The following is a 14,168-nucleotide window of genomic DNA, read 5'->3' as shown; positions in this document are numbered from 1 at the left end:
CGACGTCCCGGCTAGCCCCGCTCGAGCAGCAGCACGGCCACGTCGTCGGTGAGTTCGCCGCCGTTGAGCGAGCGGACCTCCGCCAGCGTCTCGCGCAGCAGCGGCTCACCGCTCAGGCCCGCGGCCAGATGGTGGCGGACCAGGTCGGCCATGCCGTCCTCGCCCAGCCGCTCGCCCTGGCCGTTGCCGTCCCGGCCCTCGATCAGGCCGTCCGTGTAGAGCATCAGGCTCCAGGCGTCGCCCAGCCACATCTCGGTGCGCGGCCAGCGGGCGTCCGGCAGCAGCCCCAGTGCCGGGCCGTTCTCCTCGTAGGGCAGCAGGTGCGCGCCCTCGCCCGGGCGGGAGATCAGCGGCGGCGGGTGGCCGGCGAGACACACCCCGGCGCTGCGCCCGTCGGGCGCGATGTCGACCTGGCAGAGGGTGGCGAAGGTCTCCTCGCTGTGCCGCTCGTGCTCCAGGACCTTCTGGAGGGTGGTGAGCAGGTCGTCACCGCTCAGCCCGGCGAGCGTCAGCGCGCGCCAGGCGATGCGGAGCTCGACGCCGAGCGCCGCCTCGTCGGGTCCGTGGCCGGCCACGTCGCCGATCATCACGTGCACCGCCCCGTCCGGGGTGCGCACCGTGTCGTAGAAGTCCCCGCCCAGCAGGGCCCGGGAGCGGCCGGGGCGGTAGCGGGCCGCGAACCGCAGCAGGGAGCCGTCCAGGATCGGCGTCGGCAGCAGGCCACGCTCCAGGCGGGCGTTCTCCTGGGCCCGCATCCGGGACTCGGTGAGCCGCCGCTCCGCCGTGTCGGAACGCTTGCGCTCCACCGCGTAGCGGATGGCGCGGCGCAGCAGCCGACCGTCGAGCTCGTCGCGGACCAGGTAGTCCTGCGCCCCGACGCGGACCGCCTCGGGGCCCCGCCGTTCGGCGTCGCCGGAGCTGGTGAGCGCCAGAACGGCGTGCCGGGGCGCGATCCGCAGCACGTGCTTGAGCACGGCCAGCTCGTCCTCGGCCGCGCCGTCCTCCGACGGGGCGGTCCGGCCGGGGGCGGGGAGGTCGAGATCGAGCAGGATGCAGTTCACGTCGTCGGTGAGGAGCCGCTCCGCCTCGGTGAGGTTGCGGGCGGTACGGACCCGTACGGGCCTTCCGTCGGAGGCGAGGATTTCGGACACGACGGCGGAGCCGCCCGGGTCGGCCTCGATCAGCAGCAGCGTCAGCGGCGCCGGGGCGGGGGCCTTCTCGGCCACCGGGGCGCTGGACGCGGGGTTCTCCGGCGAGGGGTGCTCCTCGTGGTGCGGGTCGGCCTGGCGGACGTGGTCGTCGCGACAGGGGTCGTCGGGTCGGGTGCCGTGGTGGTGCGGGTCCTCGGGGAGGGCGTCGTCGCCCGCGGGCGGGACGGCGTGGGGGTTCGCCGGTGCCGCCGAGGGGGCGGCGTCGGCCGTCTCCTGCGGGCGCGGAGCCTCCTCGGCGGGGGCGCCGTACGTCCAGGCGCCGAGGTCCGCCGCCGGATCGCTCTCCACGGACGGGACTGCCCGGGGCCGCGGTATGTGCATCGGCATGGGTTCGGATTCCTTCCCTCCCCCCGAGACGGCGGGATCGAGAGGGTTCGACGCCCACCGAGTGGGGACCTTAGCGGCTCACAAGGGCACAACGGAATGCCGGACAGCCCCCGGGAAGGACTGTCCGGCAGTGTCAAATGCCGCGTTCAGGAGCGCTTTTGGACAGGACGGCGGCCTCGGCGGGGATGACGAACGTCACGCGTCGGAGGGAGCCGGAAGAGGGACCGGGGTGGAATGGGTCACTCCGTCCGCCGGTCACCGGAACATCCCGTGGCGGCACTTCGGTCCCGGTTGCCGCTTTCGGCGCGTTCCTCGGTCCTCCTCGCCCGCGGGGCTCCCCGGCCCTCTTCGCCTGTGGCGCTCCCCGGCCCTCGTCGAGGCCGGTGCTCTGCAGCCCTGCCCTGCCTCGGCGTTCCTCAGTCCTGCTCGACGTTCGGCCGGTGCGGGTCGGGGCGGACCACGCCCAGGATGGGCATGCTGCCCGCGCCGGCCACGGTCACGGAGCGCCCGGGACGCGGCGCGTGGATCATCATGCCGTCACCCACGTACAGGGCGACATGGGTGGCGTCGCTGTTGTAGATGATCAGATCGCCCGGACGCATCTCCTGGACCGACACCCGGTGCAGTTGGCGCCACTGCTCCTGTGAGGTGCGCGGGATCGGGTAACCGGCCTTGGCCCAGGCCTGGGAGGTCAGGCCCGAGCAGTCGAAGGAGTCCGGCCCCTCGGCGCCCCACACGTACGGCTTGCCCAGCTGGTCGGTCGCGTAGGCGATGGCGCGGCGGGCGGAGGCGGAGGTGGCGTCGTCGAGTCCGGCGAGGACGCCGGAGCCGACCCAGGCGGCGTGGGACTGGCGGGCGGCCTCGGCCTCCATGGCGGCGAGCCGCTCCCGCTCCTCCTTCTGGAGGCGCGACTCCAGCTTCTCGGCCTCGGCGATCTGCTTCTCGATCTTCTCGCGGGCCTTGTCCTTGGTCCGGCGCTGCTCCTCCAGGTCCGCCCAGCGGGAGGAGGCGGCCTGCTCCAGCTTCTCCAGCTCGTCCCGGGTGGAGACGAGGTCGGCGAGCAGGCCCTTGGCGGCCTTCTCGCCCTCCTGGACGCGCCGGGCGCCGTCGAGGAAGTCCTCCGGGTCCTCGCTCAGCCAGAGCTTCGCCTCCGGTGGCAGTCCCGCGCTCCGGTACTGGGCGCGGGCGGCGGCCCCGGCCCGCTCGTACAGGTCGTCCACCTCGTCCTGGACGCCGGCGATCTTCCCGGTGAGTTCGTCGATCTCCTCGGACTGCTTCTTCGCCTTCTCCTCCGCCGCGTTGTACGCCTCGGTGGCGCGGGCGGCGTCCTTGTAGAGGGCGTCGAGCTTCTCGCGGACCGCTTCGAGTTCGGCGTTGGTCGCCGGTGCGGGGGCGGGCGGGGGAGCGGGGTCGGTGGGGGCGGTCACCGAGGATGGCGCGTGGGTGCCCGCGAACGCCGTGCCGGGCGCGCCGAGGGCGGTGATCGCGCAGACCAGCGCCACCGCCGTGGCGATCAGTCCGCGGCGGCTCGGGCCGCCTCCGCGTCCTTCTCTGCTCGCTGCCATGGGTCGCCTCCCACCTGCCTTACCGTCGGTAACTTCTGTTCTTCCGGGGGATGCTGCCATGCCTGGTGGGCAAAGCGACAGAGGTCGTGCCGGGCCGGCCCGAACCGGACGGGTCGGCCGTCGCCCCGAGCGGCCCCCCGGCCGCCCTCTCGCACGGCCACCTTTCCCGATGGGAACGCCGCGCGTGACGATCTCTCAGGTGGTGTGACGAACAGCGCAGAACGATCGTTCCCCGGGGAACGGGGCCGATCGGGTGACGTTAGCTCAGGGGGCGTGGGGCCGTGGCCCGGTGCGTCCGGTGGTCGTTGTCGGCCGTCATCGGTCCCTGTCGAGCGGGCCTCGGACGGCCCGGAAACGGCGCAGGCCACGGCCCGCTCGGTGCGGCCTATGAGCTGACGGGCAGCTCTTTTGCCGCCGGCCTTGCCGAAGGTCATCCGCTTGCCGCTGCCCACGCGGCGCAGTTCGAGGCCGGGCAGGCATCCGAGGGTGAGCCGTAGCGTGGAGCCGGCCGCGTTGCCCCGGCAGTGGTAGCGCACCCGCTTGCGCAGGTTCTGCGTGCTGGTCGGGTTCGCACATCTCATGCCGTCCAACCGGGAGCGCACCCGCAAGGCTGTAGCCACAGTCTTCGGCAACCAGTGGCGGACACATTGTGTAGATGAGGGTTCGTACATCCAGCGCGGATGGTCATCGTGGACCGTGTGATCCGAAACCATTTCCCAGATGAGCTTGCTACCGAAAGTTGATTGAATAAGGTACGCCGTGAGACATTGGGATTGGAGATCTGGATAGCTCGACATGGCTTGTGGAAGTTCGAGTCGGGTGTCCAGAGCTACCGAGGACCTGGGTCCGGCGCCAACCAGACCCAGGCCCTCTCGCAGTCAACGAGCCCGGTCGCCTACCAGCAGACCGGGCTCGCTGCATGTGCAGCACCCGATCCCGACCGTCCTCGCGCGTGACTCGCTCATCGAGCGAACTGCATCACGCTTGTAGCGATGGCCACCAGTAGACCCGCTCCCGTAAGCCAGACCTGCCATCTCTCTGCGCTGGTCCACCTACGAGGCTCGTCCTTCTCAAGGCTCACCTCTACCACCTCCTTTCTCCTCCAGCCGGCCACTTCATGGGCCGGGGCCTTGGAACTCACGCGTATCTGGGCGGAGTTCAGGGGAGGATCGTGAGGCGCGCCCAGCATACCGGGCACTTCGCGATTCACCGAGGCGGGCAGGAACGCTTGACATCGGCCCCGGCTTCCTTTGACGGTCCAGCGACGGCCCCAATACAGAAGCAAGCCCCCTACCCGCGGAGAATCCGCAGGCAGGAGGCTTGCTCGTGGGCGGTTACTTCTTCTTGCCCTGGGTCTTGCCAGGGATATAGGCAACTTGGGTCTCTGCAGCTCCAGGCACCGATATCAGCCACCTGAATGGTCGTCGTTGGTCGCTGCCTGCCAGTGCTGAGCGGCCTCGTACGGCCCAGAGACGGCCCACGGCTTGACGGCAGACCTCGTGGATGCACAACGAAGGCCCATACGACGGATCGCCTGCGGCTGTCGCTGGTCAACAAGCTGCCGGTCGTGACGCGGGAGTCCCTGAGCAACCGTCGGGCTTGTTGCTGACGTCTGAGTCGGGAGACGAGCGGACACTGTGACGACTTGAGTTTCATCAGACGTAGGCGGCAAGCCGCCGGCGACAAGGGGGAAGCATGGGACCGGTGCAGTGGGGCGATGTTCCCACGTGGGTCGCTGCAGTCTTCGCAGGAGGCGCGGCCTGGTTCGCGTTGCAAACAATCAGGAGTCAGCGACAGCAGATCGCCGAGCAACGACAGTTCATCGCTGAGCAATCGACCAATCTGCAGTTGGAGCGGTCCGCACTTCGCGCTGCCGCCGAAGATCGTAGGTGGTCGCAGGCGCGCCAAATCCGCATGCATCATCGCCAAGCTGGGGAAACCACCGACAGCCAAGGCAATACCGTTGGGCCAGATCATTGGGTCGTCACCGTGCAAAACTCCAGCGAGGCGCCCGTGCATGAGGTTGACGTCCGCTTCGGGACGGCATACCTCGCAGCCGAGGTTTACGAGGTCCCCCGCTGCCGTGCATGGCCCCAACCCCGGAGAGCGCACCGTGAGGCCAGTGCACCTGCTGGGTGCCGGCCGTGTGGTCCGGTTCTTGTCGCAGCATTGGGCTGCGGCCACGGTGCACAACAACCGGCCGCGATTGCTTTTCACCGACGATGACGGTGTCCGATGGGCCCTTGATTCGTACGGGAAGCTGGAGGAAGCGCCTGCCGATGGCCCTGCATGACAGTTGACGAGGTCAGGGTCTCCGGCAATCTTGAAAGCCGTCGTGGCAGCGATGTCACCGTGGGTTCAGATCCCACCGCCTCCGCGCTGAGGGCAGTGAGAACGGCCCCTGACCTGGATGTCTGGTCGAGGGCCGCTCTCATGTCTGTATACCGTCATTACCCGGTGTTCCCCGTGATCCCCCACTCGATCGGGCACGGCGGGGCACGGACACCTTCTGATCCATAGCTGTATGGATCAGTCGCGGATGGTCACACAGTTCACCGCACGGCCCCCGAGCAGAGGCCGGGGACAGGGTTAGTGGCTGTGTTCGCGGTACCTCGTTGCTGTCCGTACGCCAGTGCACTTAGACAGCGACGGAGCGACTAGCCGATCATCGCTCGGACAAGAAGACCGCCCATCGCGCTCCCCACCCCCGTGAGGAAGCCGCGGGTCGTATGCCCGGACGATCTACTCCAACGTGCGCGCGGCGCTCAGCGCGGCCGTGGATGACCGCCACCTTCCCGTAACCCGTGTGCCGCTCGGTCCGTCCGGCCGCCGGCCGTCGACACCAAGCGCATCGTGCCCTGGACGCCGGAACGGGTTTTCGCCGTCCGTGCCGCCATGCCCGAGCGCTACCAAGCGATGGTCGACCTGTGCGGCGGCTGCGGGCTCCGCCAGGGCGAGATCCTGGGTGTGGCCGTCGACGCGATCGACTTCGAGTCGGACACGCTCCATGTGGTCCAGCAACTGAAGCTGAGCCGCAGCAAGGCCGTGCTCGCCCCGCCGAAGGGCGGCAAGCTGCGAGATGTGCCGCTGCCCGGCCCCGTCGCCGATGCGCTACGGGAGCACATGAAGCGGTACCCGCCGGTCGAGATCACCTTGTCGTGGAAGGTCGCCGACGGACCTCCGGTGACCAAGCGGCTCATCTTCACCGGGCCGCGCGGCGGGCACGTCTGGCGTACGTCGCTCAATGAGGAGGCGTGGAAGCCAGCGCTGGCAGCGGCGGGTGTTATCCCCGCGCCTGAGCGCGGCCGGCCGTATGCCGAGTCCAGGGAGAACGGTATGCATGCCCTGCGGCACTTCTACTCCTCGGTGCTGCTGGACGCGGGGGAGAACATCAAGGCCCTGGCCGAGTACCTAGGCCACTCAGATCCGGGGCTGACTCTCCGGGTGTACGCGCACCTCTTGCCCTCCAGCCGAGAACGGACCCGCAGAGCCGTGTCCGAAATCTACGTGAAGCGTCTACACCCCGAGCCATGAGCGCAGCGAACAGTCAGGCAGGATGCTCACACGCGGTTACGTCGAGGAAGGGACCCATGGACTCTGCGGATGGCACCATCAACCTGGTCCATCTGGCCGACACGCCTGGCACCAGTGGTCACAGCCTCTCTGTGCGCGTCCTGGGGCGCTCGCACCCCGGAATCCTGACCGGCCACGACCTCCTCGAGTGCGAGATCGTCATCGCGGCCGAGGAATCCCTCAAAGCCTCCTTCCTGGTGACCCTCTTCCCCGAGGACTTGGAGGACTGGGAAGAGACCTTGGCAAGCCTGGAAGCCCGACGGTTCGCCATGTGGCTGAACTCCGGGCGGACTCCTTCCATGAGGTTCAAGCCCCAGGAGTGGGGCGGACTCACGGTGTCCGTGCACGACGGACCGTCGACCGGCATCACGGTCACTCTCCCGCTGTCCGTACTGCCACCGACGTGGGTCGCCGATCAGCGCGACCTCCTCACCCGGGTACGTGAGGTCTACCCCCGTGAGGTGGTCGAGACGTCACCCGGTGCATACGAGTGGCGGCGAGATCGCCACGTCTGACGGCCCGAAGACGGCCCCGGGGTAGCGAGAAGCCCCCTACCGGCGGAGAACTCGCAGGCAGGGGGCTTACGTCTGGGTGGTTACTTCTTCTTGCCCTGGTTCTTCACGGCCTCGATGGCGGCCTTGGCGGCCTCCGGGTCGAGGTAGGTGCCGTGCGCGACGAGGGGCTTGAACTCGGCGTCGAGCTCGTAGGCGAGCGGGATGCCGGTGGGGATGTTGAGGCCGGCGATGTCGGCGTCGGAGATGCCGTCGAGGTGCTTCACCAGCGCGCGGAGCGAGTTGCCGTGGGCGGCGACCAGGACGGTGCGGCCGGTCAGCAGGTCGGGGACGATGCTGTCGTACCAGTACGGCATCATCCGGTGGACGACGTCCTTGAGGCACTCCGTCTGCGGCCGCAGCTCCGGCGGGATCGTGGCGTAGCGGGCGTCGTTGTACTGCGACCACTCGGCGTCCGCGTCGAGGACCGGCGGCGGGGTGTCGTAGGAGCGGCGCCACTGCATGAACTGCTCCTCGCCGAACTGCTCGAGGATCTCCGCCTTGTTCTTGCCCTGGAGGGCGCCGTAGTGGCGCTCGTTGAGGCGCCAGCTGCGGTGGACCGGGATCCAGTGCCGGTCGGCGGCGGTCAGGGAGAGCTGGGCGGTGCGGATGGCACGCTTCTGGAGGGACGTGTGCACGACGTCGGGGAGGAGTCCGGCGTCCTTCATCAGCTCGCCGCCGCGGATCGCCTCCTTCTCGCCCTTGTCGGTCAGGTCCACGTCCACCCAGCCGGTGAACAGGTTCTTGGCGTTCCACTCGCTCTCGCCGTGGCGGAGGAGGATCAGCTTGTACGGTGCGTCGGCCATGGCACCCAGCGTAATCGGAGGGCGGAGGGGGCCGCGCGCGCGTCCACATTGCGGTGGCTGCCGCGCGACGTGCGGGAGTAACATGCGCTGACTGCTTTTGCCGCTTACGGCTTGTACTACGGCTGCGCCATGGAGGCCACCTTGTCCCTCGTCTCGCCGAGACGTGCCCTCCGGGCGACCGTCTCCGGGCTCCCCAGGGAGTTCTGGTGGCTGTGGACCAGTTCCCTGGTCAACCGGCTGGGCGCGTTCGTCGCCACGTTCATGGCGCTCTACCTGACCATGGAGCGGGGCTACTCCGCCTCCTACGCGGGCCTGGTGGCCGCGCTCCACGGGCTCGGCGGCGTGATCTCCTCGGTGGCCGCCGGAGTGATGGCCGACCGGCTCGGCCGCCGGCCCACGATGCTGATCGCCCAGCTCTCCACGGCCGCCTCGGTGGCGCTGCTCGGCTTCGTGCAGGATCCCGTGGCCATCGCGTGCGTCGCCTTCCTGGTGGGCATGGCCTCCAACGCCTCCCGGCCCGCGGTGCAGGCGATGATGGCGGACATCCTGCCGCCCGAGGACCGGGTGCGGGCGTTCTCGCTCAACTACTTCGCGGTCAACCTCGGCTTCGCGGTCTCCGCGGTGGCCGCCGGGTTCATCGCCGAGTTCAGCTACCGTGCCGGGTTCCTGATCGAGGCCGGGATGACGCTGGTCTGCGCGGTGCTGGTCTTCGCGAAGATCCCCGAGTCGAAGCCCACGGCGCCCGCCGACGCGGCGGGCGGCGGTGAGGGGAGCGGCGCCGAGGTCAGGATCGGCACGGTGCTGCGCGACGGGCGGTTCATGTCGCTGGTGGGACTGTCGTTCCTGATCGCGCTGATCTTCCAGCAGGGCTACGTGGCGCTGCCGGTGGCCATGGGGCAGCACGGGTTCAGCCCGGCCGACTACGGCCTCGCCATCGCCGTCAACGGCGTGCTGATCGTCGCGGTGCAGGTCCCGGTCACCGGGCTGATCGCGCGCCGGGACCCGCGCCGGCTGCTGGTGGTCTCCGCGCTGCTGGCCGGGTACGGGTTCGGGCTGACCGCCTTCGCCGGGTCGGTGGGCGTGCTGGCGCTCACCGTGTGCGTGTGGACGATCGCCGAGATCCTCAACGCCCCCACCCAGTCCAGCCTGGTGGTGCGGCTCTCCCCGGCGGAGGGGCGCGGGCGGTACCAGGGGATGTACACGATGTCCTGGTCGCTGGCGGCCCTGGTGGCGCCGCTCGTCTCCGGCGTGGTCATCGACGCGTACGGGGCGAACTGGCTCTGGGGCGCGTGCGCCGTGCTGGGCACGATCGCGGCCGTCGGGTACGCGCTGGTCATGCGGAGCCTGCCGTCCGAGCCCGAGGTCGCCGTCTCGGGCGGTACGCGCAAGCCGGTGGCGGAGGCGGAGACGACCGGGGGCGTCACCGCCTGACGCCGGGCGGCGTGCCGTCACGGCCTGACACGGCGTGGCGGACCGCGTCCGACCGCACCGCGGCAGCTCACCCCCCGTGCACGACCGCCTCGGCGATCTCCCGGACCCGCGCCAGGGTGATCCCCTCGCGCTGCTCCACCGCGAGCGGATGGTCCGTCGGCTCCAGCTCCACGTAGGGCCGGCGGCCCACCTCGCGGGTGTGGACGTTGGTGCGGAGGTTGAGGGTGCTGGGGGAGTACAGCGGCAGCTCGGTGGTCAGCCAGCCGAAGTACGGCGGCTCCGCCTCCCGCCCCGGCGTCTCCCACAGCTCGTCCGAGCGCCGGAAGTTCTGGGCGCTCAGCGAGACCCAGACGCCCCACTCGAACACCTGGCCGGTGTCGCGCACCGGGATCTCGATCAGACCCTTCACGAAGAAGTGCTCGCCCTTGATCACGCACTGGTCGGGGGAGAGCACGCTGTCCTCGCGCTCGGCGTAGCGCGGGTCCCAGACGTCGGGCGCCTCGGTGGAGTAACCCATGGGGAGGCCTGCGTGTCGCTCGCCGCAGCGAGAGCAGACGAAGCCGGGGTCCTCTGGTGTCATGACCCGAGAGTAGTGGCCGCCTCCGACGGCCACGGCAGAACCGTCAGTCCGGGCCACTGCGCCCGCCACCGCGCGGTCTTGGCCTCGTACACCGCGCGCGGGGCCAGCACCGGGTTGGGGCGGACGACCAGGCCGAACACGTCGGACAGCCCGTGCGGCGCGTACACCCGCCACCGCCCGCCGGGCTCCAGCCGGACGCCGACGCAGCAGGTGGTCGCGGCGAAGCTGTCGATGGCGGCCTCCGTGCCGTCGTACGGGGCGCACGGCACGCCGAACCGGTCCTCGTACCAGAGGTGCACCCGCGCCTCGTTGCGGATCTCGACCTCGGCGGGCAGCCCCGCGAACACCTCGCGGCCGGCGCGGATCACGGCGTCCTCGGCCTCCCAGGAGAGGTCGCCGCCGTCGAAGTAGAACAGGTCGTAGTCCTTGATCCCCTCCGCCGGGGGGCGGCCGGTCACCACGTTCCACACCGTCTGGAAGACGCAACCGGCCGTCAGGTACCAGTCGGGGAGGCGGAGTCCGGCGGCGCGTTCCAGCACTTCCACCAGGACCGTGTTCCGGGTCAGCACCTCTCGCAGACGGTCGGGCTGTTCGTCGGACGGAAGTCGTGTCACCATCCGTGCCACTCTGCCACTCACCATCCGTGCCACTCTGCCAATCCGCAGTTCTGCCGATCCGCCAGTGCGTCAGGAGGACCGCATGCCGCATCCGCCCGGAACCCGTCCCGCGTCCCGCGGCGCAAGCCCCGTCGGCGCCGGCGCCGACGCCCGTGTCCGGCTCCGGCCCGCGCGCCCCGACGAGGCGCCCGCGCTGAGCGGGCTGGCCCTGCGCTCCAAGGGCCACTGGGGTTACGACGACGCCTTCCTCGCCGCCTGCCGGGACGAACTCACCCTGCGCCAGGAGGACCTGGCGCCCGGCACCGCGACGGTGGCCGAGGACGGCGCAGGGCGCGTCCTGGGCTTCGTCCTGGTCGACGGCGCCCCGCCGCAGGGCCGCCTCGACATGCTCTTCGTCGACCCGTCCGCCATCGGCTCCGGGCTGGGCCGCCGGCTCTTCGCGGCGGCCCTGTCCACCGCCCGCGGCCTCGGCATGAGCCGCCTCACCATCGACGCCGACCCGTACGCGGAGCCGTTCTACCGGGCGATGGGCGCCCAGGTCACCGGGACCGTCCCGTCCGGCTCCGTCCCGGGCAGGTTGCTGCCCCTGATGGCGGTCGACGTCCCACCGACCGACCCACCGGCCACCCCGCCCGCCGACCCACCGGCCACCCCGCCCGCCGGAACGCTGCCGTGACGACGTCCGCGAGCCCCCTCCGGCAGGCCCTGCACGCCCCCGCCGACCCGCCCCTGCGCCCTCTGCCGGACCGTGTCGTGGAACTCCTGACGGTCCTCCACTGCCCGCCGCGGCTCGCGGCCCACCTGCGCGCCGTCCACGACGTGGCGCACCAGCTGACGGACTGGGCCGAGCGGCGCCGTCCCGCCGTGGCCCTCGACCGGGAGGCGGTGCTCTTCGGCGCGGCCACGCACGACATCGGCAAGGTCCTCCACCCCGGCGAACTCTCCGGTCCCGGCTCCGCCCACGAGCGCGCGGGGCGTGAGCTGCTGCTCGAGCACGGTGTCGAGCCCCCACTCGCCCGCTTCGCCGCCACCCACGCCTCGTGGACGGCACCGGACGTCCGCCTGGAGGACCTGCTGGTGTCCCTCGCCGACAAGGCGTGGAAGGGCAGGCGCGTACCCGGCCTGGAGGACCTCGTCGTCACGCGGCTGGCCGAGCTGAGCGGGAGGCCGGCCTGGGAGGAGTTCGCCGCCCTCGACGACCTGCTCACCCGCGTCGGGGAGGACGCGGACCGGCGCCTGGCGTTCCAGGCGTCGTTCCCGGTGCGCGGCTGACCGCGGCCCTCCGGGGAGGCGGAGCCCCGCTCGCGTCCGAGCTACTCGCGTTCGAGGAGGTGGGCGAAGGCGTCCAGGTTCCGGGTCGACTCGCCGCGGGAGACCCGCCAGGCGTACTCCTTGCGGATGGAGGACGCGAAACCCAGCTCCAGCAGCGTGTTGAAGGCGCCGTCGGCGGCCTCCAGGACCTGCCCGAGGAGGCGGTCGATCCCGTCGGCGGTGACCGAGGCCAGCGGCAGGCGGGCGGTGACGTACACGTCGCCGTGCGGGTCCAGGGCGTAGGAGACGCCGTACAGCTTGAGGTTGCGCTCCAGCAGCCAGCGGTGGACGCCCGCCTCGTTCTCGTCCGGGTGGCGGATCACGAAGGCGTTCAGGGAGAGCGAGTGGCGGCCGACGATCAGCGAGACCGTGGTGGAGAGCTTTTGGACACCGGGGAGTTTGACGACGTAGTTGCCCGGTTCCGGGGACTCCCACTCCAGCTCGGCGTCCCGCAGGAACTCCTCGATCACCTCGCGCGCGTCAGCCATGGGCCGAGCGTACGCGACGGCGGTGGGCGTGCAGCGCGGCCGTGTAGACGTCGGTGGTCGCGCTGGCGGCGCGGTCCCAGCCGAAGCCCTGGGCGTGCCGGGCGGCGTTCGCGCCGAGGCGGGCGGTCAGCGACGGGTCGTCGGCGAAGCGGCCCAGCACGTCCGCGTAGTCGGCGGGGTCGTGGCCGCGGACCAGACAACCGGTCTCGCCGTCCCGTACCGCCACCGGCAGGCCGCCCACCGCGGCCGCCAGCACCGGCGTGCCGGTGGCCTGCGCCTCGATGGCGACCAGCCCGAACGACTCGCTGTACGAGGGCATCACCAGCAGCGACGCCGCACGGAACCAGTCGGCCAGCCGGTCCTGCCCCACCGGCGGGTGGAACCGCACCACGTCGCCGATCCCCAGGCGCGCCGACAGCTTCTGCAGCCGCTCCGGCTTGGCCAGACCGCTTCCGCTGGGACCGCCGACCACCGGCACCACCAGGCGCGAGCGCAGCTCGGGCCGCCGCTCCAGCAGCACCGCCACCGCGCGCAGCAGCACGTCGGGGGCCTTGAGCGGCTGTATCCGTCCGGCGAAGAGGGGGATCAGGGCGTCCTGGGGGAGGCCCAGACGGGCCCGGGCGGCGGCCCTGCCGTCGGCGGGGCGGAAGCGGTCCAGGTTGACGCCGGGGTGCACGATCTCGACCTTCAGCGGGTCGGCCTCGTAGTGGCGGACCAGGTCGGCGGCCTCGTCGGCGGTGTTGGCGATCAGCCGGTCGGCGGCGTCCACGATCTGCGTCTCGCCGATGACCCGCGCGGGCGGCTCGGGCGTGTCGCCCGCGGCGAGGGAGGCGTTCTTCACCTTGGCCATGGTGTGCATGGCGTGCACCAGCGGCACGCCCCAGCGCTGCGCCGCCAGCCAGCCGACGTGACCGGAGAGCCAGTAGTGGGAGTGGACCAGGTCGTAGTGGCCGGGACGGTTCCCCGCCCAGGCCTGCATCACGCCGTGGGTGAAGGCGCACAGCTGAGCCGGGAGCTCCTCCTTGGCCAGGCCCTCGTACGGTCCGGCGTCCACGTGGCGCACCAGCACACCCGGGGCCAGTTCCACGGCCGGCGGGAGGGATGCCGAGGTGGCACGGGTGAAGATCTCCACCTCGACGCCCTGCGCGGCCAGTCGGCGGGCCAGTTCCACGATGTACACGTTCATGCCGCCCGCGTCGCCCGTGCCGGGCTGGTGCAGCGGCGAGGTGTGGACGGACAGCATGGCGACCCGGCGCGGACGGCGGGGCGCGCCCGGCAGTCGCAGCCTGGCCGGCGACGCCGAGGAGAGACGCCCGAGCCTGGTGACGTACTGGCTCACGTGGCAGTCCTCCATGGGGTGTCGGGTGGGGGTCCGGCGGGGTGCGCGTCGGTGCCGTGCGGGCGGGTGGGCTCTCCTGCCCCCTCGACGGCGGAAACACCGGCGGGGCGCGTGCAATTTCGACTTTGCCAAAACGTTACGCCGCGTGGCGGTGGCGTTGCCCGCCGGTGAACGGCCGACGACGGCCCCGACCGGGCCTTCCGTACCCTCGTAGGCATGACGCCCCGCGCAGCGACCCGCCCCGTGGGAACGGTGACGCGCGGGACGACCAACCCCAACCGGCTCCGCCGCATGGACCGCTGGATCGCCGCCACGCACGGTGCCGAGCTGCGCCGCGCGGCCGACCCGGTCGCCGTCGACCTGGGCTAC

Annotated in this window: 12 protein-coding genes and 2 pseudogenes; 6 read left to right on the top strand and 8 right to left on the bottom strand. The window is 71.2% G+C overall.

Annotation, left to right across the window (positions count from 1 at the left end):
• Positions 1 to 11: 11 nt before the first annotated feature.
• The 3 genes from HW445_RS06130 to HW445_RS34365 all read right to left on the bottom strand — a co-directional run bounded on the left by HW445_RS06130 (position 12) and on the right by HW445_RS34365 (position 3,684).
• Entirely contained in the window at positions 12 to 1,538 is a 1,527-nt protein-coding gene (locus HW445_RS06130; protein WP_180220000.1) for a PP2C family protein-serine/threonine phosphatase, read from the bottom strand.
• A 416-nt stretch (positions 1,539 to 1,954) separates the two neighbouring features.
• The gene (locus HW445_RS06125; RefSeq protein ID WP_180219999.1) at positions 1,955 to 3,103 is read right to left on the bottom strand and encodes a C40 family peptidase; all 1,149 of its coding nucleotides are present in this window, start codon (positions 3,101 to 3,103) and stop codon (positions 1,955 to 1,957) included.
• The gene (locus HW445_RS34365; RefSeq protein WP_374939609.1) at positions 3,052 to 3,684 is read right to left on the bottom strand and encodes a GIY-YIG nuclease family protein; all 633 of its coding nucleotides are present in this window, start codon (positions 3,682 to 3,684) and stop codon (positions 3,052 to 3,054) included. Before HW445_RS34365 ends, HW445_RS06125 begins: the two co-directional genes overlap by 52 nt.
• 2,132 nt (positions 3,685 to 5,816) lie before the next feature.
• Between HW445_RS34365 and HW445_RS06120 the strand changes: the two are divergent.
• Positions 5,817 to 6,637: pseudogene (locus tag HW445_RS06120) on the top strand (tyrosine-type recombinase/integrase); the annotation flags it as partial.
• 56 nt (positions 6,638 to 6,693) lie between these two features.
• Positions 6,694 to 7,191 (top strand): DUF5959 family protein, encoded by a 498-nt coding sequence (locus tag HW445_RS06115; RefSeq protein WP_180219998.1) that lies wholly within the window; start codon positions 6,694 to 6,696, stop codon positions 7,189 to 7,191.
• A gap of 80 nt (positions 7,192 to 7,271) precedes the next feature.
• On the opposite strand, the gene HW445_RS06110 is transcribed toward HW445_RS06115, so the two are convergent.
• Entirely contained in the window at positions 7,272 to 8,033 is a 762-nt protein-coding gene (locus HW445_RS06110) for a phosphoglyceromutase (RefSeq protein WP_180219997.1), read from the bottom strand.
• A gap of 129 nt (positions 8,034 to 8,162) precedes the next feature.
• Here HW445_RS06110 and HW445_RS06105 point away from each other — a divergent pair, with 129 nt between their 5' ends.
• Entirely contained in the window at positions 8,163 to 9,464 is a 1,302-nt protein-coding gene (locus HW445_RS06105; RefSeq protein ID WP_374939608.1) for an MDR family MFS transporter, read from the top strand.
• Between the two features lie 67 nt (positions 9,465 to 9,531).
• Here the strand turns inward: HW445_RS06105 and HW445_RS06100 are convergent, their stop codons facing one another.
• Positions 9,532 to 10,044 (bottom strand): DUF2199 domain-containing protein, encoded by a 513-nt coding sequence (locus HW445_RS06100; protein ID WP_180219996.1) that lies wholly within the window; start codon positions 10,042 to 10,044, stop codon positions 9,532 to 9,534.
• Positions 10,041 to 10,661 carry a nucleotidyltransferase family protein gene (locus HW445_RS06095; RefSeq protein ID WP_180219995.1) on the bottom strand — a complete coding sequence of 207 codons (621 nt, stop codon included), beginning with the start codon at positions 10,659 to 10,661 and terminating at the stop codon, positions 10,041 to 10,043. Before HW445_RS06095 ends, HW445_RS06100 begins: the two co-directional genes overlap by 4 nt.
• Positions 10,662 to 10,854: 193 nt before the next feature.
• Here HW445_RS06095 and HW445_RS06090 point away from each other — a divergent pair, with 193 nt between their 5' ends.
• A complete protein-coding gene (locus tag HW445_RS06090; protein WP_257230877.1) occupies positions 10,855 to 11,337 on the top strand; it encodes a GNAT family N-acetyltransferase in 483 nt (160 codons plus the stop codon).
• On the top strand, positions 11,334 to 11,933 hold the full coding sequence (locus HW445_RS06085) for an HD domain-containing protein (RefSeq protein WP_308798428.1): 600 nt from the start codon (positions 11,334 to 11,336) through the stop codon (positions 11,931 to 11,933). Before HW445_RS06090 ends, HW445_RS06085 begins: the two co-directional genes overlap by 4 nt.
• A 41-nt stretch (positions 11,934 to 11,974) precedes the next feature.
• Here the strand turns inward: HW445_RS06085 and HW445_RS06080 are convergent, their stop codons facing one another.
• Positions 11,975 to 12,460: a YbjN domain-containing protein gene (locus HW445_RS06080; protein WP_180219993.1), complete on the bottom strand. Its 486-nt coding sequence runs from the start codon at positions 12,458 to 12,460 to the stop codon at positions 11,975 to 11,977.
• Entirely contained in the window at positions 12,453 to 13,799 is a 1,347-nt protein-coding gene (mshA, locus tag HW445_RS06075; RefSeq protein WP_180219992.1) for a D-inositol-3-phosphate glycosyltransferase, read from the bottom strand. The genes HW445_RS06080 and mshA overlap by 8 nt, the downstream gene beginning before the upstream one ends.
• Before the next feature lie 216 nt (positions 13,800 to 14,015).
• Here mshA and HW445_RS33340 point away from each other — a divergent pair.
• Positions 14,016 to 14,168: pseudogene (locus HW445_RS33340) on the top strand (class I SAM-dependent methyltransferase); the annotation flags it as partial.

Source organism: Streptomyces sp. UH6 (genome assembly GCF_013421635.1).
In the GTDB taxonomy this organism is placed as follows: domain Bacteria; phylum Actinomycetota; class Actinomycetes; order Streptomycetales; family Streptomycetaceae; genus Streptomyces; species Streptomyces abyssomicinicus.
Note: the sequence above shows the minus strand (reverse complement) of the source record. Positions and strands in the feature narration are given on the sequence as shown.